General features: G+C 57.1%; 16 protein-coding genes. 7 read left to right on the top strand and 9 right to left on the bottom strand.

All coding sequences use genetic code 11. From position 1 onward, the window contains the following. Positions 1-226 precede the first annotated feature (226 nt). The 3 genes from KYK14_RS19655 to KYK14_RS19645 all read right to left on the bottom strand — a co-directional run bounded on the left by KYK14_RS19655 (position 227) and on the right by KYK14_RS19645 (position 2,970). Positions 227-724, bottom strand: coding sequence for a phospholipase D-like domain-containing protein (locus tag KYK14_RS19655; protein WP_208306754.1), 498 nt, complete (start codon positions 722-724; stop codon positions 227-229). A 21-nt stretch (positions 725-745) separates the two neighbouring features. Next, on the bottom strand, positions 746-1,954 hold the full coding sequence (locus KYK14_RS19650) for an amine oxidase (protein ID WP_219161298.1): 1,209 nt from the start codon (positions 1,952-1,954) through the stop codon (positions 746-748). Positions 1,955-2,019: 65 nt separating this feature from the next. Continuing rightward, a complete protein-coding gene (locus KYK14_RS19645; RefSeq protein WP_185281695.1) occupies positions 2,020-2,970 on the bottom strand; it encodes a cation diffusion facilitator family transporter in 951 nt (316 codons plus the stop codon). Between the two features lie 199 nt (positions 2,971-3,169). On the opposite strand from KYK14_RS19645, the gene KYK14_RS19640 reads away from it, so the two are divergent. Further along, on the top strand, positions 3,170-4,597 hold the full coding sequence (locus KYK14_RS19640) for an APC family permease (RefSeq protein ID WP_185281696.1): 1,428 nt from the start codon (positions 3,170-3,172) through the stop codon (positions 4,595-4,597). Positions 4,598-4,790: 193 nt separating this feature from the next. Further along, complete coding sequence (locus KYK14_RS19635) at positions 4,791-5,330, top strand: hypothetical protein (RefSeq protein ID WP_219161295.1); 540 nt, start codon at positions 4,791-4,793, stop codon at positions 5,328-5,330. A gap of 70 nt (positions 5,331-5,400) precedes the next feature. Here KYK14_RS19635 and KYK14_RS19630 read toward each other — a convergent pair whose 3' ends face one another. The 6 genes from KYK14_RS19630 to KYK14_RS19605 all read right to left on the bottom strand — a co-directional run bounded on the left by KYK14_RS19630 (position 5,401) and on the right by KYK14_RS19605 (position 10,800). Next, entirely contained in the window at positions 5,401-5,910 is a 510-nt protein-coding gene (locus tag KYK14_RS19630) for a GNAT family N-acetyltransferase (RefSeq protein ID WP_219161291.1), read from the bottom strand. Positions 5,911-5,916: 6 nt separating this feature from the next. Continuing rightward, positions 5,917-7,140, bottom strand: a complete 1,224-nt coding sequence (locus KYK14_RS19625; protein ID WP_219161288.1) for a transglutaminase domain-containing protein — start codon at positions 7,138-7,140, stop codon at positions 5,917-5,919. Between the two features lie 131 nt (positions 7,141-7,271). Further along, on the bottom strand, positions 7,272-8,264 hold the full coding sequence (gene hemB, locus KYK14_RS19620) for a porphobilinogen synthase (RefSeq protein WP_185281699.1): 993 nt from the start codon (positions 8,262-8,264) through the stop codon (positions 7,272-7,274). Between the two features lie 81 nt (positions 8,265-8,345). Continuing rightward, a complete protein-coding gene (locus KYK14_RS19615) occupies positions 8,346-8,909 on the bottom strand; it encodes a hypothetical protein (protein WP_219161285.1) in 564 nt (187 codons plus the stop codon). A gap of 69 nt (positions 8,910-8,978) precedes the next feature. Next, positions 8,979-10,217 carry an ornithine--oxo-acid transaminase gene (gene rocD / locus KYK14_RS19610; RefSeq protein WP_219161282.1) on the bottom strand — a complete coding sequence of 413 codons (1,239 nt, stop codon included), beginning with the start codon at positions 10,215-10,217 and terminating at the stop codon, positions 8,979-8,981. 64 nt (positions 10,218-10,281) lie between these two features. Beyond that, positions 10,282-10,800, bottom strand: a complete 519-nt coding sequence (locus KYK14_RS19605; protein ID WP_185281702.1) for a DUF2314 domain-containing protein — start codon at positions 10,798-10,800, stop codon at positions 10,282-10,284. A gap of 126 nt (positions 10,801-10,926) precedes the next feature. Between KYK14_RS19605 and KYK14_RS19600 the strand changes: the two genes are divergently transcribed. The 5 genes from KYK14_RS19600 (at position 10,927) to ftsY (ending at position 13,124) form a co-directional block, all read left to right on the top strand. Continuing rightward, entirely contained in the window at positions 10,927-11,109 is a 183-nt protein-coding gene (locus KYK14_RS19600; RefSeq protein ID WP_185281703.1) for a C1orf53 family protein, read from the top strand. Between the two features lie 97 nt (positions 11,110-11,206). After that, the gene (rpmB, locus tag KYK14_RS19595; protein ID WP_110976335.1) at positions 11,207-11,446 is read left to right on the top strand and encodes a 50S ribosomal protein L28; all 240 of its coding nucleotides are present in this window, start codon (positions 11,207-11,209) and stop codon (positions 11,444-11,446) included. A 168-nt stretch (positions 11,447-11,614) separates the two neighbouring features. Next, entirely contained in the window at positions 11,615-11,797 is a 183-nt protein-coding gene (rpmG, locus tag KYK14_RS19590) for a 50S ribosomal protein L33 (RefSeq protein WP_185281704.1), read from the top strand. 8 nt (positions 11,798-11,805) lie between these two features. Next, entirely contained in the window at positions 11,806-11,967 is a 162-nt protein-coding gene (locus KYK14_RS19585; RefSeq protein WP_185281705.1) for a DUF4295 domain-containing protein, read from the top strand. Between the two features lie 182 nt (positions 11,968-12,149). Continuing rightward, positions 12,150-13,124 carry a signal recognition particle-docking protein FtsY gene (gene ftsY, locus KYK14_RS19580; RefSeq protein ID WP_185281706.1) on the top strand — a complete coding sequence of 325 codons (975 nt, stop codon included), beginning with the start codon at positions 12,150-12,152 and terminating at the stop codon, positions 13,122-13,124. The last annotated feature ends 80 nt before the right edge of the window (positions 13,125-13,204 follow it).

The raw sequence follows: 13,204 nt of genomic DNA, 5'->3' as shown, positions 1-13,204 counted from the left end.
TAGGCTTCGGGCATATGGTGAAGTTGTGAGTTTTTGAAGTAAAACCGTCTGTCATCCTGAACGCAGCGAAGCGAAGTGAAGGGCCTTCTCACATGAGAACGATGAACGTGAAGACGAGTCGTTAACAAGCCTGTCGTTCTCGCGTGAGAAGCTCCTTTACTTCGCTCCGCTGCGTTCAGGATGACAGACGGTTTTACTCACTATTCCACCATTCACCATCTCACCCCTACCCTTCAAACCGCGCCATGCCGCTCCAGAGGCGCTCGAACTCGCGGGCGTAGGGGCGCACGATGGCGGGGTCGTCGGTGATGAGCAGGTTTTCTTGATTGTAGTAGGCCGCCGAGCGCGTCCAGTTGTAGCTGCCGGTGAGCACCGATTGGTTGTCGGCCACGGCAAACTTGTGGTGCATGTGGTTCTCGGTGCGGTCAACGTGCACGTTGATGCCGGCTTTATGCAGCTGGCGGATGTCGGAGCCCAGGTCGTCGAGCTTTTCGTTGTCGGTGAGGATGCGCACGTGCACGCCGCGCTGGTGGGCTTCCAGTAGGGCGGCCGTCAGCCGGTCGTCGGCAATGGTGAACACGCACACGTCCAGCGTTTCGGATACTCGCCCAATGAAGCGCTGAATGGCGCCCGCGCAGTCGTCGTGCGGACTAAAGTGCACCTCGGCGTGGGGCGTGCGGGCAGGCGGGGTAGAAAGCGGAACGGGAGTAATCGAATGAGGCACTGCGGGTAGCAAATTCGGAGGTTAAGAAAAAGAAAGCGCCGGCTTGGGTCGCCGTTGGGGCCGAGCGGCCGCCACGGTGGCCTGCGCCTGCCGCAACGCCTCGGCCGAAGGCTGATCTAAGATACGTAACGGCGGGCCATCGGGCCGTAGCTCGGCATCCCACAGACCAGAACGGTGCCAGTTGTCGAGGAAGTCCCAGTCGGGCCGGTCGATGATGGGGTAGCAGCACACGCCCCACAGCGGCACGCCAGCTTGCAGCGCCTGGGCGCACTCCTGGCCAATGTAGTGCCACCACTTGGGCCGGTCGATGCCGGGGTGGCTGGTTTCGGTGAGCACCACGGGGCGGCCGTAACGGCGGTGGGCCATTTGCAATAACTTGTGCAAGGGCGTCCAGCGCGGGTTAGCCGGCGTATCGGCCCAACCAATGGTTTCGTGCGGGTCCAGCTGCCATTGGTTGTCGTAGTAGAAGTTGAAGCCGAGAATATCCAGGTACTCCTCGCGGCCGCCCAGCTCGGGGCACAAGCGCCCGGCCAGCATATCCACCGACTGAAACTGGTTGTTGGTGAACTCCACGCAGCGCTGGCGCTCGGCCCTACCCGCCCCCAAGCGCGGTACCACGTTGATAAGCGGCTCGGTGGTCAGAATCCGAATGCCGGGGTCGGCCTCACGCAGAGCGGCCACGCCTTCGATGTAGGCTCGCATCAGCCCGCGCTTCACCTCCCAGCCCTGCCCCACGCAGTAGGGCGAAGTACCGCGTACATCTCCCCCTAGCCACGACATAAAGCTCACTTCGTTGATGGGCGTCACAATCAGTTCGCCTTCAGGCCGCTGCTGGCGATAGAAATCTACAAAGGCCCGGCACAGGGCCGCAAAGCGCCGCGCAAACATGGGGTGCAGGGGCGTGAGGTCGTCGGGGTAGCCAAAATGGCATAGGTCCCAGATCTGCTGCACGCCCAAGCGCTGCCCCACTTCCAGCATCGCTTGCACGGTGCTCCAGTCGTAGTGATAGGGCGTGGTTTCAATCTGACTCCAGCGAATCCCTTCGCGCACCGTCTGCATCTGAAACTCGCGTTGAATGTCCTGATAATCTTGCTCTATCAGTTGCAAATGCCCGGTGAGGGGTAGGAAATCGACGCGGTGGCCGAAGGCGTTCAGCTGATCCGTACACTCGTAACCGGCCATCCAGAACGATTGAAAAGGAGAAGTAGCGGCGTGGTCGTAGGGTTGCATGGGCGTAGGAGTTTGGGTAGTGGTGAGATGGTGAGTAGTCATTTCACTACTCACCATCTCACTATTTACTGCGGCGAACCGCTGATTTCAGTGGTGCGATGCTTCTGTCCAAGGGACTTGGCTTCGATGAAAATGCGCTTGAACTCGGGGTATTTCTCCCGGATATCATCTTGTAAATCGTCGATGGCTTGCTCTATCTCCACCGCATTCAGGTCGCGACGGAACTGCACGTCGAGGGCCAGGATAACATCTTCGGGGCCAAGGTAGGACGTGAGTGGTGGGCGCACTTGGTCTACGGTATCGCGCTGACGGGCAATCTGTAGCAAGTCGTTGAGGGTGTCGCGGTCCACACCTTCGCCAATGAGTAGGCCTTTGGTTTCACGAATCAGGAAAATGGCCACGCACACCAGCAGCAGCCCTATGCAGATGGAGGCGGCCCCATCGAGGTAGGGGTTGTTGAGCGCATGCCCGAAATACACCCCCAGCAGGGCGATGACCAAGCCAATAAGGGCTGCGAAATCTTCCATCAGGATGGCGAATACCGAGGGGTCTTTGCTGCGGCGTAGCGAAGCTACCCATCCCACAGTGCCCCGGCTTTTGTTGAACTCCCGCATGGCAATCAGGAAAGACGTACCCTCAAACAGGATACCCAACGCCAGCACCCAGTAGTTCCAGGTAGGGTCGGTGATGGGAGCGGGTTCTTTAATGTGGGCAATACCTTCGTAGATAGACATGCCGCCGCCCACCGAAAACACCAATACGGCCACAATCAACGACCAGAAATACAGCTCTTTGCTGCGCCCAAACGGGAACTCTATAGAGGCCGGCTTTGTGCTTTGGTGCAAACCGTAGAGCAACAACAGGCCATTGCCGCTGTCTACCAAAGAGTGAATACCTTCCGACAGCATAGCCGAGCTACCCGTGAAATAAGTAGCTACAAACTTGGCAATAGCAATGGCGACATTGGCCCCGATGGCCCCGTAAATAACTAATTTAGAAGAAGATTTTCCGGCCATAGAAGAGGGATATACCTCTTCCTTACGGTGGGGCTCAGGGCAAGGTTAAGAACGCCTAGTCTGCACATGCGCCGCGAAGGAGCTGGATCGAAAGCAAAAATGCTGCTGGTGCTGGTGCGGCCCGTGCAAACGCACGCTATGGCAAACATTTCGGCGCGGCGCGGCTTTCTACCCTCGTTACGCTCCCTCTCCGCTGCTTATGGCTCACCTCGACTCCGACTCCCCTACTCCAGTTCCTACGTTGCAGCGCCGCCTTGGCTTGGTACAGGCCACCGCCCTCAACATGATAGACATGGTGGGCATTGGACCATTCGTCACCCTACCCCTGGTTATGGGCTTTATGGGACCCAATTTTCTGTTGGCCTGGCTAGTAGGCGCCGCCCTGGCCGCCATCGATGGCTTGGTCTGGAGCGAACTGGGTGCAGCCTACCCCGAGGCCGGCGGCAGCTACCGCTTTCTTAAACTGGCCTATGGCGAGCAGAAGTGGGGTAGGCTGATGTCGTTTCTTTACGTCTGGCAAACCCTGATTCAGTCGCCGCTAGTGCTGGCCTCGGGTGCCATTGGCTTTGCGCAGTACTTCGGCTACCTCGTGCCCCTCACTGAGTGGTGGCAACCAAAGCTGGTGGCTGGCAGCGTGGTACTGCTGCTTATTGTGCTGCTCTACCGCCGCATCGAGGACATCGGCAAGCTGGGCGTGGCGCTGTGGGTAGGCGTGCTGGCGCTCATGGGCTGGCTGATTTTCGGAGGCCTCACGCACGCTCATCATTCGGTGGCCGTGCTGCCTAGCGGGGGCGTGCCAGCCTTACCGGGGCTGCTGCTATCGGGGGCCATGGGCCACGCCGCCGTCAACGCTATCTACTCTTACCTCGGCTACTACAACGTGTGCCATTTGGGGGCTGAAATTAAACGGCCAGAAAAGGTGATCCCGCGCAGCATTTTCCTGAGTATCGTGGGTATTGCGGGGCTGTATTTGCTGATGAACTGGAGCGTGGGCACCGTTATTCCGTGGCAGGAAGTGCAGAGCTGGCAAAGCGGCGCCGGCGATAAATCGCAGTTCATTGTGAGCGTGTTTGTGGAGCGACTGTATGGGCCGGCCGCCGCCACAGTAGCCACGGCCATGGTGCTGCTGGTGGCTTTTGCCTCGCTGTTTGCCGTGCTGCTAGGCTACTCCCGTATTCCTTACGCCGCCGCTGCAGATGGCGAGTTTTTGCCTGTGTTCGGCAAGCTGCACCCTACCAAACAGTTTCCGTACGTTTCGTTGCTGCTGCTGGGCGGCGTGGGCTTCGTCTTCAGCCTACTGTTTCGGTTGGGCGAGGTGATTGCGGCCATTTTAGCCATGCGTATTCTGGTGCAGTTTGTGGGCCAGGCAGTAGGGCTGGTGCTGCTACGGCGGCGGCGCGGCACGGCAACGCTGCCATTCAAGATGCCGCTTTACCCACTTCCCGTTGTTCTGGTCATTCTCGTGTGGCTGTTCGTGTTTGTGGGCATTGCGCCGGTGGCAGTGGAATGGGGCGGGGTCCGGTTCAACCTCTATTTTCAGGTGGCCGCCCTGGGTATGATGGCGCTGGGCGCGGTGGCGTTTCTGCTTTGGAGCCGTCAGCAAAAGCGGTGGCCATTTATTAAGTAGGGCTGCCTATACTTGTGGAACGTTTTATAAGCTTGTCTTCTCAAAGCGCCTGTCATCCTTCATCTGGCGTCCGTCTGCGAAGGACCTTATGTCAATTAAACGATTATCGTACAAGCGACTCGTTCTGGCGTGAGAAGGTCCTTCACTGCGTTCAGGATGACAGACGATTTCATATCCCTACCTATCCCCATTCATGAAGCTACTGTATACCATCCTGTTCTCCCTATTAAGCCTTACCACCTTCGCCCAAACCACTACCGATTTCGTACCCTGGAGCGCCAAGCACCACCTCTCTGCCCAGGATTTTGGCGTGAAGCTGAAGAAAGAAACCATCGGTAAGGCTGAGTTTCAGCTTACTACCGAAACGCGTACCAACCTCTACACCAAGCAAAAGCGCACCATCGTGCGCAACGGTTTAGTGCGTTCTAAATCCAGCATCAATCCGGCGCATAACGTGGCCCAGCAGCTCCGCTTTCAGCAAACGTTGTTCGACATCACCGAAATATACGCCCGCAAGCTGCGCCAGCTGATGCCCGCCACGCCTACGGCCTCCCCTACCCCTACCTCAGCCAAAACCGACCCGGCCGCCCAAATGATAGCCGCCGCCGCCAAGCGCCGCCAGCAGTATCGTCTCCAGACTGCCAACAGCACCATTGCTGCTAAGCAGGCCCAATGGGAAAAGACCATTCAGAAGGAATTGGCGGCATTGCAGCAGTTTGCGTTGCCAGAGTAGATGTATTCATAAGACTGCCATTCCGAGCTGGTCGAGGAATAACGGTCTGGCTACTAACTGGCAGCCCGTACTACCCTACCCACTTCTCATAGCAGAAAAACCGCAGCCCCGGCCGAAATTCTAAGGCGATTTCGCCAGCGAAGCGGTAGCCCAGCTTCGGGAAAAGACGTTGAGTGGCTTGGTTTTCGGAGTTGGTATCTACGCGCAGCACGCGCAAGCCGCGCTGTCGGGCTAGTTCCTCGGCCTTTTGTAGCAGCGCCGCGGCCACACCCCTACCCTGCGCAGCTGGGTCTACGGCCAAGCGGTGCGTTACGAGGGCTGGCTCGGTTACATCCCACTCGGCTTGGGCATACTCAGCGTCCTGGTCGTTGTGGGTGAGAGCAGCAATGCCGGCCAGCTGCCCATCCAGTTCCGCCAGCCACAGGTGATGGCGGGCAATGTCTCGCTGAAACACGGCTTCGTTGGGGTAGGAAGCTTCCCATTGAAAATTACCGGCCGCATTCATCAGCGGCACCACCCGGCTGATAAGCGTGAGGATGGTCGGAATGTCATTGAGGGTAGCAAGGCGAAGCTGAAGCATAGTACGTTAATTAAGCGGGCGGCCATACCACATGTAACTCGCAAACAGTGTCCGACGCAGTAGTTTGCCGGTAGCACAATACTTCGCTACGAAAGCCTGCTGTTCCAGAATTTTATCGGCTATTTCCTGAATCTGCTGTTGCAGCTGCCCACGCTCCGCTGGCCCTACCCCCTCGGCCGGGAGCCCCGCCATTTTCTCCTGCACCAGCTTGATTTTCTGCACTTCCGCGTATATCATCCCGGTAAGCTCCTCATCTGTTTTCTTGGGCAAAAATTGCGCGTTGCGGTACTCAATAAACTTATTGAAGCTAAAAATACTACCGTTATACAAGTGCACTACTTCATTATAGCTGTGTATTGCGGCATTGTGTTGATGCACCCGGTAGTTTTCCATTTGCTGCCGAATGCTGACTAGCTTGTTATACACCACGGGGTCCTGGATGCCGTTTTGCTGGATACGCCGCGTCACTGCCTGCAACCGCACCAACGTATCCTGTCGCTGGTAGAGCTGAATGGAATCGGCGAAGCTAAACGGCACTTTGCGCTCCAGATTACTGATTTTCCCTATGCTAAATTGCCGGGCGGTGATAGGGTACGCCTGCAACTGCCATAGCGGGTCGAAGGGCATGTGATTCGTTATGAACTGCGCGGCCTTCACCTTAAAGTATGCATTGTTTGTGCGCTGCACAAAGCGCCCAGCGTGCGTGTAGCCGGCTCCCCAGGTAGGGTCAAACAAATACCAGCTGCCATTGAGTTGGGCAGCGCACCACGCGTGCGGAATGTAGTCCACGTAGTCTGCCTGCTTCGTAAATCCCGAAACTGTGTAAGCAGGTAGCCCTACTCGGATAGCAATGTCTGTAAACAGGTCGGCGTATTGCTGGCAGACGCCCATACGCGTGGCTAACGTTTCCCGCAGGATGTTTTCCTCCGAATCGTGGCGCAGCGTTATCTGGCTTGCCTTTTCTACATCGTAGCGAATATTGCGCGCCAACCAGATATAAATAGCGCGGGCCTTGTCCGTATCGCTGGTGAAGGTAGCCGTAATATAGCGCGCTATACCACGGGTAGAGTGTGCAGCCGAATCAGGCAGTTGAAGTGCCAGCTTATCTACCGCTGCAAAAGGATTGGTGGGTGGCGTAGTGGGTAAACGCGAATGCTGGGCTTGCGCCGAAAAGCTACTAAAAAATAGAATCGAGCCGCATGCACACAAGCGCAGTACAGAAGACGTCATCAACGAGAAATAGAAGGGTAGGATTTGAACCGATAAGTAGCCGAATAAGGAAGGCGACACACAAGGCCGCTAAAGCAAAAAGCGCACCCGAAGATGCGCTTTTCAACAGTGTATAACGTAATTAGTGCCACCTACCCACGCCGCAGCACTTCGGCTGCTTCCTTCGCGAAGTACGTCAGGATGGCGTCGGCGCCGGCGCGCTTGATGCTCGTCAGCACTTCCATCATGGTTCTCTCGCCATCCACCCAGCCTTGCTGCGCGGCGGCTTTCACCATGGCATACTCGCCCGATACGTTGTAGGCCGTCACGGGTAGGGTGGTGTTATTCCGCACTTCCCGAATGATGTCGAGGTAGCTTAAAGCGGGTTTCACCATCACCATATCGGCGCCTTCCTGCTCGTCGAGGACCAACTCGCGCAGGGCTTCGCGGCGGTTGGCGGGGTTCATCTGGTAGGTCTTCTTATCCCCGCGTTTGGGGGCCGAGTCCAGCGCATCACGGAAGGGACCGTAGAAGGCGGAGGCGTACTTGGCCGTGTAGCTCATGATGCTCACGTTGGAGAAGCCGTTCTTGTCCAGCACATCCCGAATCCAGGCCACGCGGCCATCCATCATGTCGGAGGGCGCAATGACGTCGGCACCAGCGCGAGCCTGGGCCAGGGCCATCTGGCCGAGCACTTCCAGGGTAGCATCGTTGAGAATCTCACCCGACTCGGGGTCTACCACGCCGTCGTGGCCGTCACTGGAGTAGGGGTCCATGGCCACGTCGGTCATCAACACCACTTCCGGAAACTGCCGCTTGATGTCGGCCACCGTGCGCAGGTACAGACCGTTGGGGTTGGCCGATTCGCGGGCCAAGCGGTCTTTCACGGCATCTTCCAAGCCTGGAAAAGGAGCGAAACTCTTGATGCCCAACTCCACACAACGCCCGATTTCGTCAATCAGCCGGTCGGGCGAGTACCGATGAATACCGGGCATCGACTTCACTTCTACCTCTTTATTCTGTCCATCAATCATGAACAGCGGATAGATAAAATCGTGAACCGACAGCGTAGTTTCCTGCACCAAATCGCGGATTACCTGAGACTTGCGGTTACGGCGCGGGCGGTGCGTGGGGATAATAGACATGCGAACGTGAGGTTGATTTAACGTGAAATAACAACCTGCGGCCCGTAAAGTTCGGACGCTGACGCTAACGACGTCTTATTCTTACAGCTGGAACAGCTCCTGAATGGCTTCCAGCCAAGCGTGTGGTCCCAGCAACCCGCGCATGAAGAAGTAGTAGCCCAGCAGGCCTACTACGATACCCGCAAAAATGCCTATTCCGCCGCCAATCAATAGGCCGCCTACGATGCCGGCGGCTACTAGCACCACGCCCAAGGCTACCAGCCAGGGGTTACCTTCGGTTTCGTCCTGCGGGTGCCGCAGACGAAACGGCTGCCGGCGTGCCCGCCGAATTTGAGTGATTTCTTCCGACTTCGTAACCGGCCGGGCCAATTGCAAAGCGCGCGGCGCACGGTTTGTGGCCAGAAATTGCGCTCTTGCTGAAGCAGGCTTCTGCCGACTACGCGTGCCCACGAGCGGTAGGGTAGCAGTTAGCAGTGCCGTACTATCGGGGGTAGTAGATAGCACAGTAAAGGCCGAGTCGGTGGTAGATGGGCACGGTGAGGAGTAGGCAGTCGTTTCCGGCAGCAGCACTTTCTGCTCGCTCTGGCAACCCGCCAATAGCAGTACCGGCACTAGCCCACAACCCCATAGAAATGCCTTCATCATAAAGTAAATAAACCGTCAGCGGCGGGCCAAAGATACGCAGGCTGCGTCAGTCAAAAGAGGACAACCTATTCAGAACGCCAAAATCACCTTTTCTATTACGTCGCAGGCCGCGTGCAACTGCTTTTCCGAAATCACCAGCGGCGGCGCGAATCGGATGATGTCGCCGTGGGTGGGCTTGGCCAGCACGCCTCGTTCCATCAGCGACACGCACACGTCCCAGGCCGTGCGACCGTCGGCGGCGGGCTGAATGACTACCGCGTTGAGGAGACCTTTGCCGCGTACCTCCGTTACCACCTTGGGGCGCTGCTGTTGCACCTGGCGCATTCGCTCCCGAAAGATTTCGCCCAGCAGGGCAGCATTTTCAGTGAGTTTTTCGTCGAGCAGCACGTCCAGCGCCGCCCGCAGTACCACCGAGGCCAGTGGGTTGCCGCCGAAGGTAGAGCCATGTTGGCCGGGCTGAATGGTGAGCATCACCGCATCGTCGGCTAGTACTGCCGATACAGGTAGCACGCCCCCGCTTAGGGCCTTGCCCAGCACCAGCACATTGGCGCGCACGGCTTCATAATCAGTAGCCAGCAGCTTGCCCGTGCGGCCCAACCCGGTCTGAATTTCGTCAGCAATAAACAGCACATTGTGCTTGTGGCACAGCTCGTAGGCCTTCTTCAAATAGCCTTCTGATGGTACCACTACCCCGGCTTCTCCCTGAATGGGCTCTACCAGAAAAGCGCACACGTGACGGTTTTGCACGGCGTCGGCCAGGGCGTCCAGATCGTCGTAGGGCACTACCTGGTAGCCGGGCACGTAGGGGCCGAAGCCACCCGTGCTGTCGGGGTCAGTGGAGAAGGAGATAATGCCGGTGGTGCGGCCGTGAAAGTTGTGCTCAGCTACAAGGATAACGGCCTCGTTGGGGGCAATGCCTTTTTGCTCGTAGCCCCACTTGCGCGCCAGCTTCAGGGCGGTTTCCACGGCTTCGGCCCCGGAGTTCATCAGCAGCGCTTTATCGTAGCCAAACAGCTCACACAGCTGCTTTTCCGCCTCGCCCAGTTGGTCATTGAAGAAGGCCCGCGACGTGAGCGTGAGGCGCTTAGCCTGCGCCGTAAGGGCACCAATGATGCGGGGGTGGCAGTGGCCCTGGTTCACAGCCGAGTAGGCCGACAGGAAGTCGTAGTATTCCTTGCCCTCCACATCCCACAATCGCGCGCCCTCGCCCCGTGTGAGCACCACTGGCAGCGGGTGATAATTATGAGCGCCGTATTGGTCTTCGAGCTGCATCAGCTCTTGGCTGCGGGTGGTGGAGGTTGTGGTCATGGGTAGAAATCAGGTGGTTAGTAGCATACGAGGTTTATTGCGCAATGGCTTTATGCTGCGGGGCTTACCGGGGTAAAGAATCCAGGAGCTTGCCCACAAAGTTGCCTTCTTCGCTGCCGTCGGGTAGGGAGATGGTCCAGTCGAGCACAGCTTTTTCGGGAAAGGTGATTTGCTGACCCTGCGTGAAGCTCTGCACGGTGAGCAATTCATTGGCGATGATGCCCTGCACCGTTTTATTCGACCACTCCCGCACCCGTATAAACACTTGCTCGAAAGTGCCGTCGGCATCGTAGAGGCGTGTGGTCAGAAACAGAACGTGCTCCTGGGGTAGCCCTTCCTGAAAGCGCTTTTTTACGCCGGGTAGGGTGGTGCGGGCTTGCTTCACGGCGCTGGCAATCTGCGCATCAAACTCTCGCAGGCGCCGGGCTGCATCGGTAGAGGCGAAGGCCAACGGCTGGTCGGTAGGCGCGTGGGCCGAGAGTGGCGCATAGTTGACAGGCCTTTGTTGTGCCCGCGCCGCCGGTGCAACAGCCGCCAGCAAACCAACCAACAGCGCAAAACGAAATAGTACGGTTGCGGTCATGTGCAATAATAAAACGTCTTTCTCCCAAGCTGAAACGTCCCGAATCAGCCTCCAAACTAGCAACGATGCGCTAAATGCGGATGGCTGTAGCCTCGGGCCGGTAGCCGACGTATCTTTGTTGTTCCAATGTCTACTACCCCCCTACCCCTACAGCCCGGCGACTACTACTTTACGCCCGAAGGCCTGATGGTGTTTACGGAACAGTATCACCGGCGGCGCGGCACCTGCTGCAAAAGCCGCTGTCGGCATTGTCCCTGGGGCTACGGGCGCGAGAAAAAGTCTTCTCCGACGGACTCTGTCGGCAGCTAACCATCTATTTTTCAGCACTCCGGTTTGCTTTTCTCGGATAAATACCGATCTTTGCGTCCCTTTTTCTGACATAGAAACCTCTAAGTTCCTCAATATCATGGCCCGAGTTTGTGATCTGACCGGCAAGCGTACCCGTGTGGGTAACAACGTTTCGCACGCCAACAATAAGACCAAGCGTAAGTTCTACCCCAACCTGCAAAAGAAGCGCTTCTATATTCCGGAGCAGGACGCCTGGGTTACGCTGAAAGTAGCGGCTTCTACCATCCGCACGATCAACAAGAACGGCATCATGTCGGTGCTGAAGAAGGCCAAAGAGCAGGGCTTCATCGTTTACTAGCTTTATCAGCGGCTGCTACGTGCCCGTTGCGGGTGCCCGGTTACGGGACTTGTGATGGGAAGCCTACCCCGGAATTAAACAAAGGCTATATTCTTTATAGTCTGACTGTTTGACAATTCCGGAAAAGGCAGTACCTTTGCAGTCCTTAATCCAAAAACAACAGTCGAGATGGCTAAAAAAGGAAACCGGGTGCAGGTAATCCTGGAGTGCACCGAGCACAAGACCTCGGGTCAGCCGGGCACCTCGCGCTACATTACCACGAAGAATCGTAAGAATACCCCCGAGCGCATCGAGCTGAAGAAGTTCAACCCCGTGCTCAAGAAGATGACCGTTCACAAGGAAATCAAATAACCTGAGCAATGGCTAAGAAAGTAGTAGCAACCCTGAAAGTATCGGGCGGTAAAGACTGGGCGAAAGTGATTCGCGCTGTAAAATCCCCCAAAACTGGTGCCTATACCTTCCGCGAAGAGATGGTGCTAGTTGACAAAGTGCAGGAGTATCTGGCTTCGGGCACCAAGTAATTTGGCGCCACTTGTGGCTACCCAACCAACGTGAAGAAGTCCCGCCAACCGTGGGACTTTTTTGTGTTGTAGGGGCGCGTTGCACGCGCCCGTCGTTGAATTGTTGACTGGCGGGCCGTTGTGCTATTGATTACCGTTCCACGACGGGCGCGTGCAACGCGCCCCTACATATCGCCCCCCCTATGGGACTTTTCGACTTTTTCAAAAAGGATAAAGAGAGCAAAGAGCAGCAGCAGGCGCTGGACGAAGGGTTGCAAAAGACCAAAACCAACTTCTTCGACCAGCTTAGCAAGGCCGTGGTGGGTAAAAGCACCGTGGACGAAGCCGTACTCGACGACTTGGAAACGCTGCTGGTACATGCCGACGTAGGCATCGATACTACTGTGAAGGTGATTGACCGCATCGAGAAGCGCGTAGCCCGAGATAAATATGTGAGCACCGGCGACCTGGACCGCATTCTGCGCGAGGAAATTGCCGGGCTGCTGATGAACAATAAGTCGGGCTCTCTAGCCTTACTCGACCGCCCCGACAACACCGGCCAACCCTACGTGATTATGGTGGTAGGCGTGAACGGGGTGGGCAAAACCACCACCATCGGCAAGCTGGCACACCGCTTTCACTCGGCTGGCAAGAAGGTAGTATTAGGCGCCGCCGATACCTTCCGGGCCGCGGCCGTGGATCAGCTCATCATTTGGGGTGAGCGGGTAGGCGTGCCGGTGATTTCGCATGGCATGAACACCGACCCCGCCTCCGTGGCCTATGATGCCGTGAAGAAAGGCGTGGAAATGCAGGCCGATGTGGTCATTATCGACACGGCGGGCCGCCTGCACAACAAGGTGAACCTGATGAACGAGCTAAGCAAGATCAAGCGTGTGATGCAGAAGGTGATTCCCGACGCGCCCCACGAGGTCCTGCTCGTGCTGGATGGCAGCACCGGCCAGAATGCCTTCCTACAAGCCAAGGAGTTCACCAAAGCCACCGAAGTATCGGCCTTGGCCATCACCAAGCTCGATGGCACGGCCAAGGGTGGCGTGGTCATCGGCATTTCGGACCAACTGAACGTGCCGGTGCGCTACATTGGGGTAGGCGAAAAGATGACGGATTTGCAGCTGTTCGACAAGCACACGTACGTCAACTCGCTGTTTAGCAAGAAATAAAGTCGATTTGTCATCCTGAGCGGAGCGAAGGACCTTTTCACGTTGCACAACTGGCGTAACAACGACAATCGTTCAACGTG

Origin of the sequence: Hymenobacter profundi, from assembly GCF_019334315.1 — a bacterium.
GTDB lineage: Bacteria > Bacteroidota > Bacteroidia > Cytophagales > Hymenobacteraceae > Hymenobacter > Hymenobacter profundi.
This window is presented reverse-complemented; position numbering and strand designations above follow the sequence as displayed.

Bases quoted from the DNA above. Each gene is read 5' to 3' on its own strand.
- KYK14_RS19650 (WP_219161298.1), bottom strand. From the start codon at position 1,954: ATGCAACCCTACGACCACGCCGCTACTTCTCCTTTTCAATCGTTCTGG.
- KYK14_RS19645 (WP_185281695.1), bottom strand. From the start codon at position 2,970: ATGGCCGGAAAATCTTCTTCTAAATTAGTTATTTACGGGGCCATCGGG.
- KYK14_RS19640 (WP_185281696.1), top strand. From the start codon at position 3,170: ATGGCTCACCTCGACTCCGACTCCCCTACTCCAGTTCCTACGTTGCAG.
- KYK14_RS19635 (WP_219161295.1), top strand. From the start codon at position 4,791: ATGAAGCTACTGTATACCATCCTGTTCTCCCTATTAAGCCTTACCACC.
- KYK14_RS19630 (WP_219161291.1), bottom strand. From the start codon at position 5,910: ATGCTTCAGCTTCGCCTTGCTACCCTCAATGACATTCCGACCATCCTC.
- KYK14_RS19625 (WP_219161288.1), bottom strand. From the start codon at position 7,140: ATGACGTCTTCTGTACTGCGCTTGTGTGCATGCGGCTCGATTCTATTT.
- hemB (WP_185281699.1), bottom strand. From the start codon at position 8,264: ATGTCTATTATCCCCACGCACCGCCCGCGCCGTAACCGCAAGTCTCAG.
- KYK14_RS19615 (WP_219161285.1), bottom strand. From the start codon at position 8,909: ATGATGAAGGCATTTCTATGGGGTTGTGGGCTAGTGCCGGTACTGCTA.
- rocD (WP_219161282.1), bottom strand. From the start codon at position 10,217: ATGACCACAACCTCCACCACCCGCAGCCAAGAGCTGATGCAGCTCGAA.
- KYK14_RS19605 (WP_185281702.1), bottom strand. From the start codon at position 10,800: ATGACCGCAACCGTACTATTTCGTTTTGCGCTGTTGGTTGGTTTGCTG.
- KYK14_RS19600 (WP_185281703.1), top strand. From the start codon at position 10,927: ATGTCTACTACCCCCCTACCCCTACAGCCCGGCGACTACTACTTTACG.
- rpmB (WP_110976335.1), top strand. From the start codon at position 11,207: ATGGCCCGAGTTTGTGATCTGACCGGCAAGCGTACCCGTGTGGGTAAC.
- rpmG (WP_185281704.1), top strand. From the start codon at position 11,615: ATGGCTAAAAAAGGAAACCGGGTGCAGGTAATCCTGGAGTGCACCGAG.
- KYK14_RS19585 (WP_185281705.1), top strand. From the start codon at position 11,806: ATGGCTAAGAAAGTAGTAGCAACCCTGAAAGTATCGGGCGGTAAAGAC.
- ftsY (WP_185281706.1), top strand. From the start codon at position 12,150: ATGGGACTTTTCGACTTTTTCAAAAAGGATAAAGAGAGCAAAGAGCAG.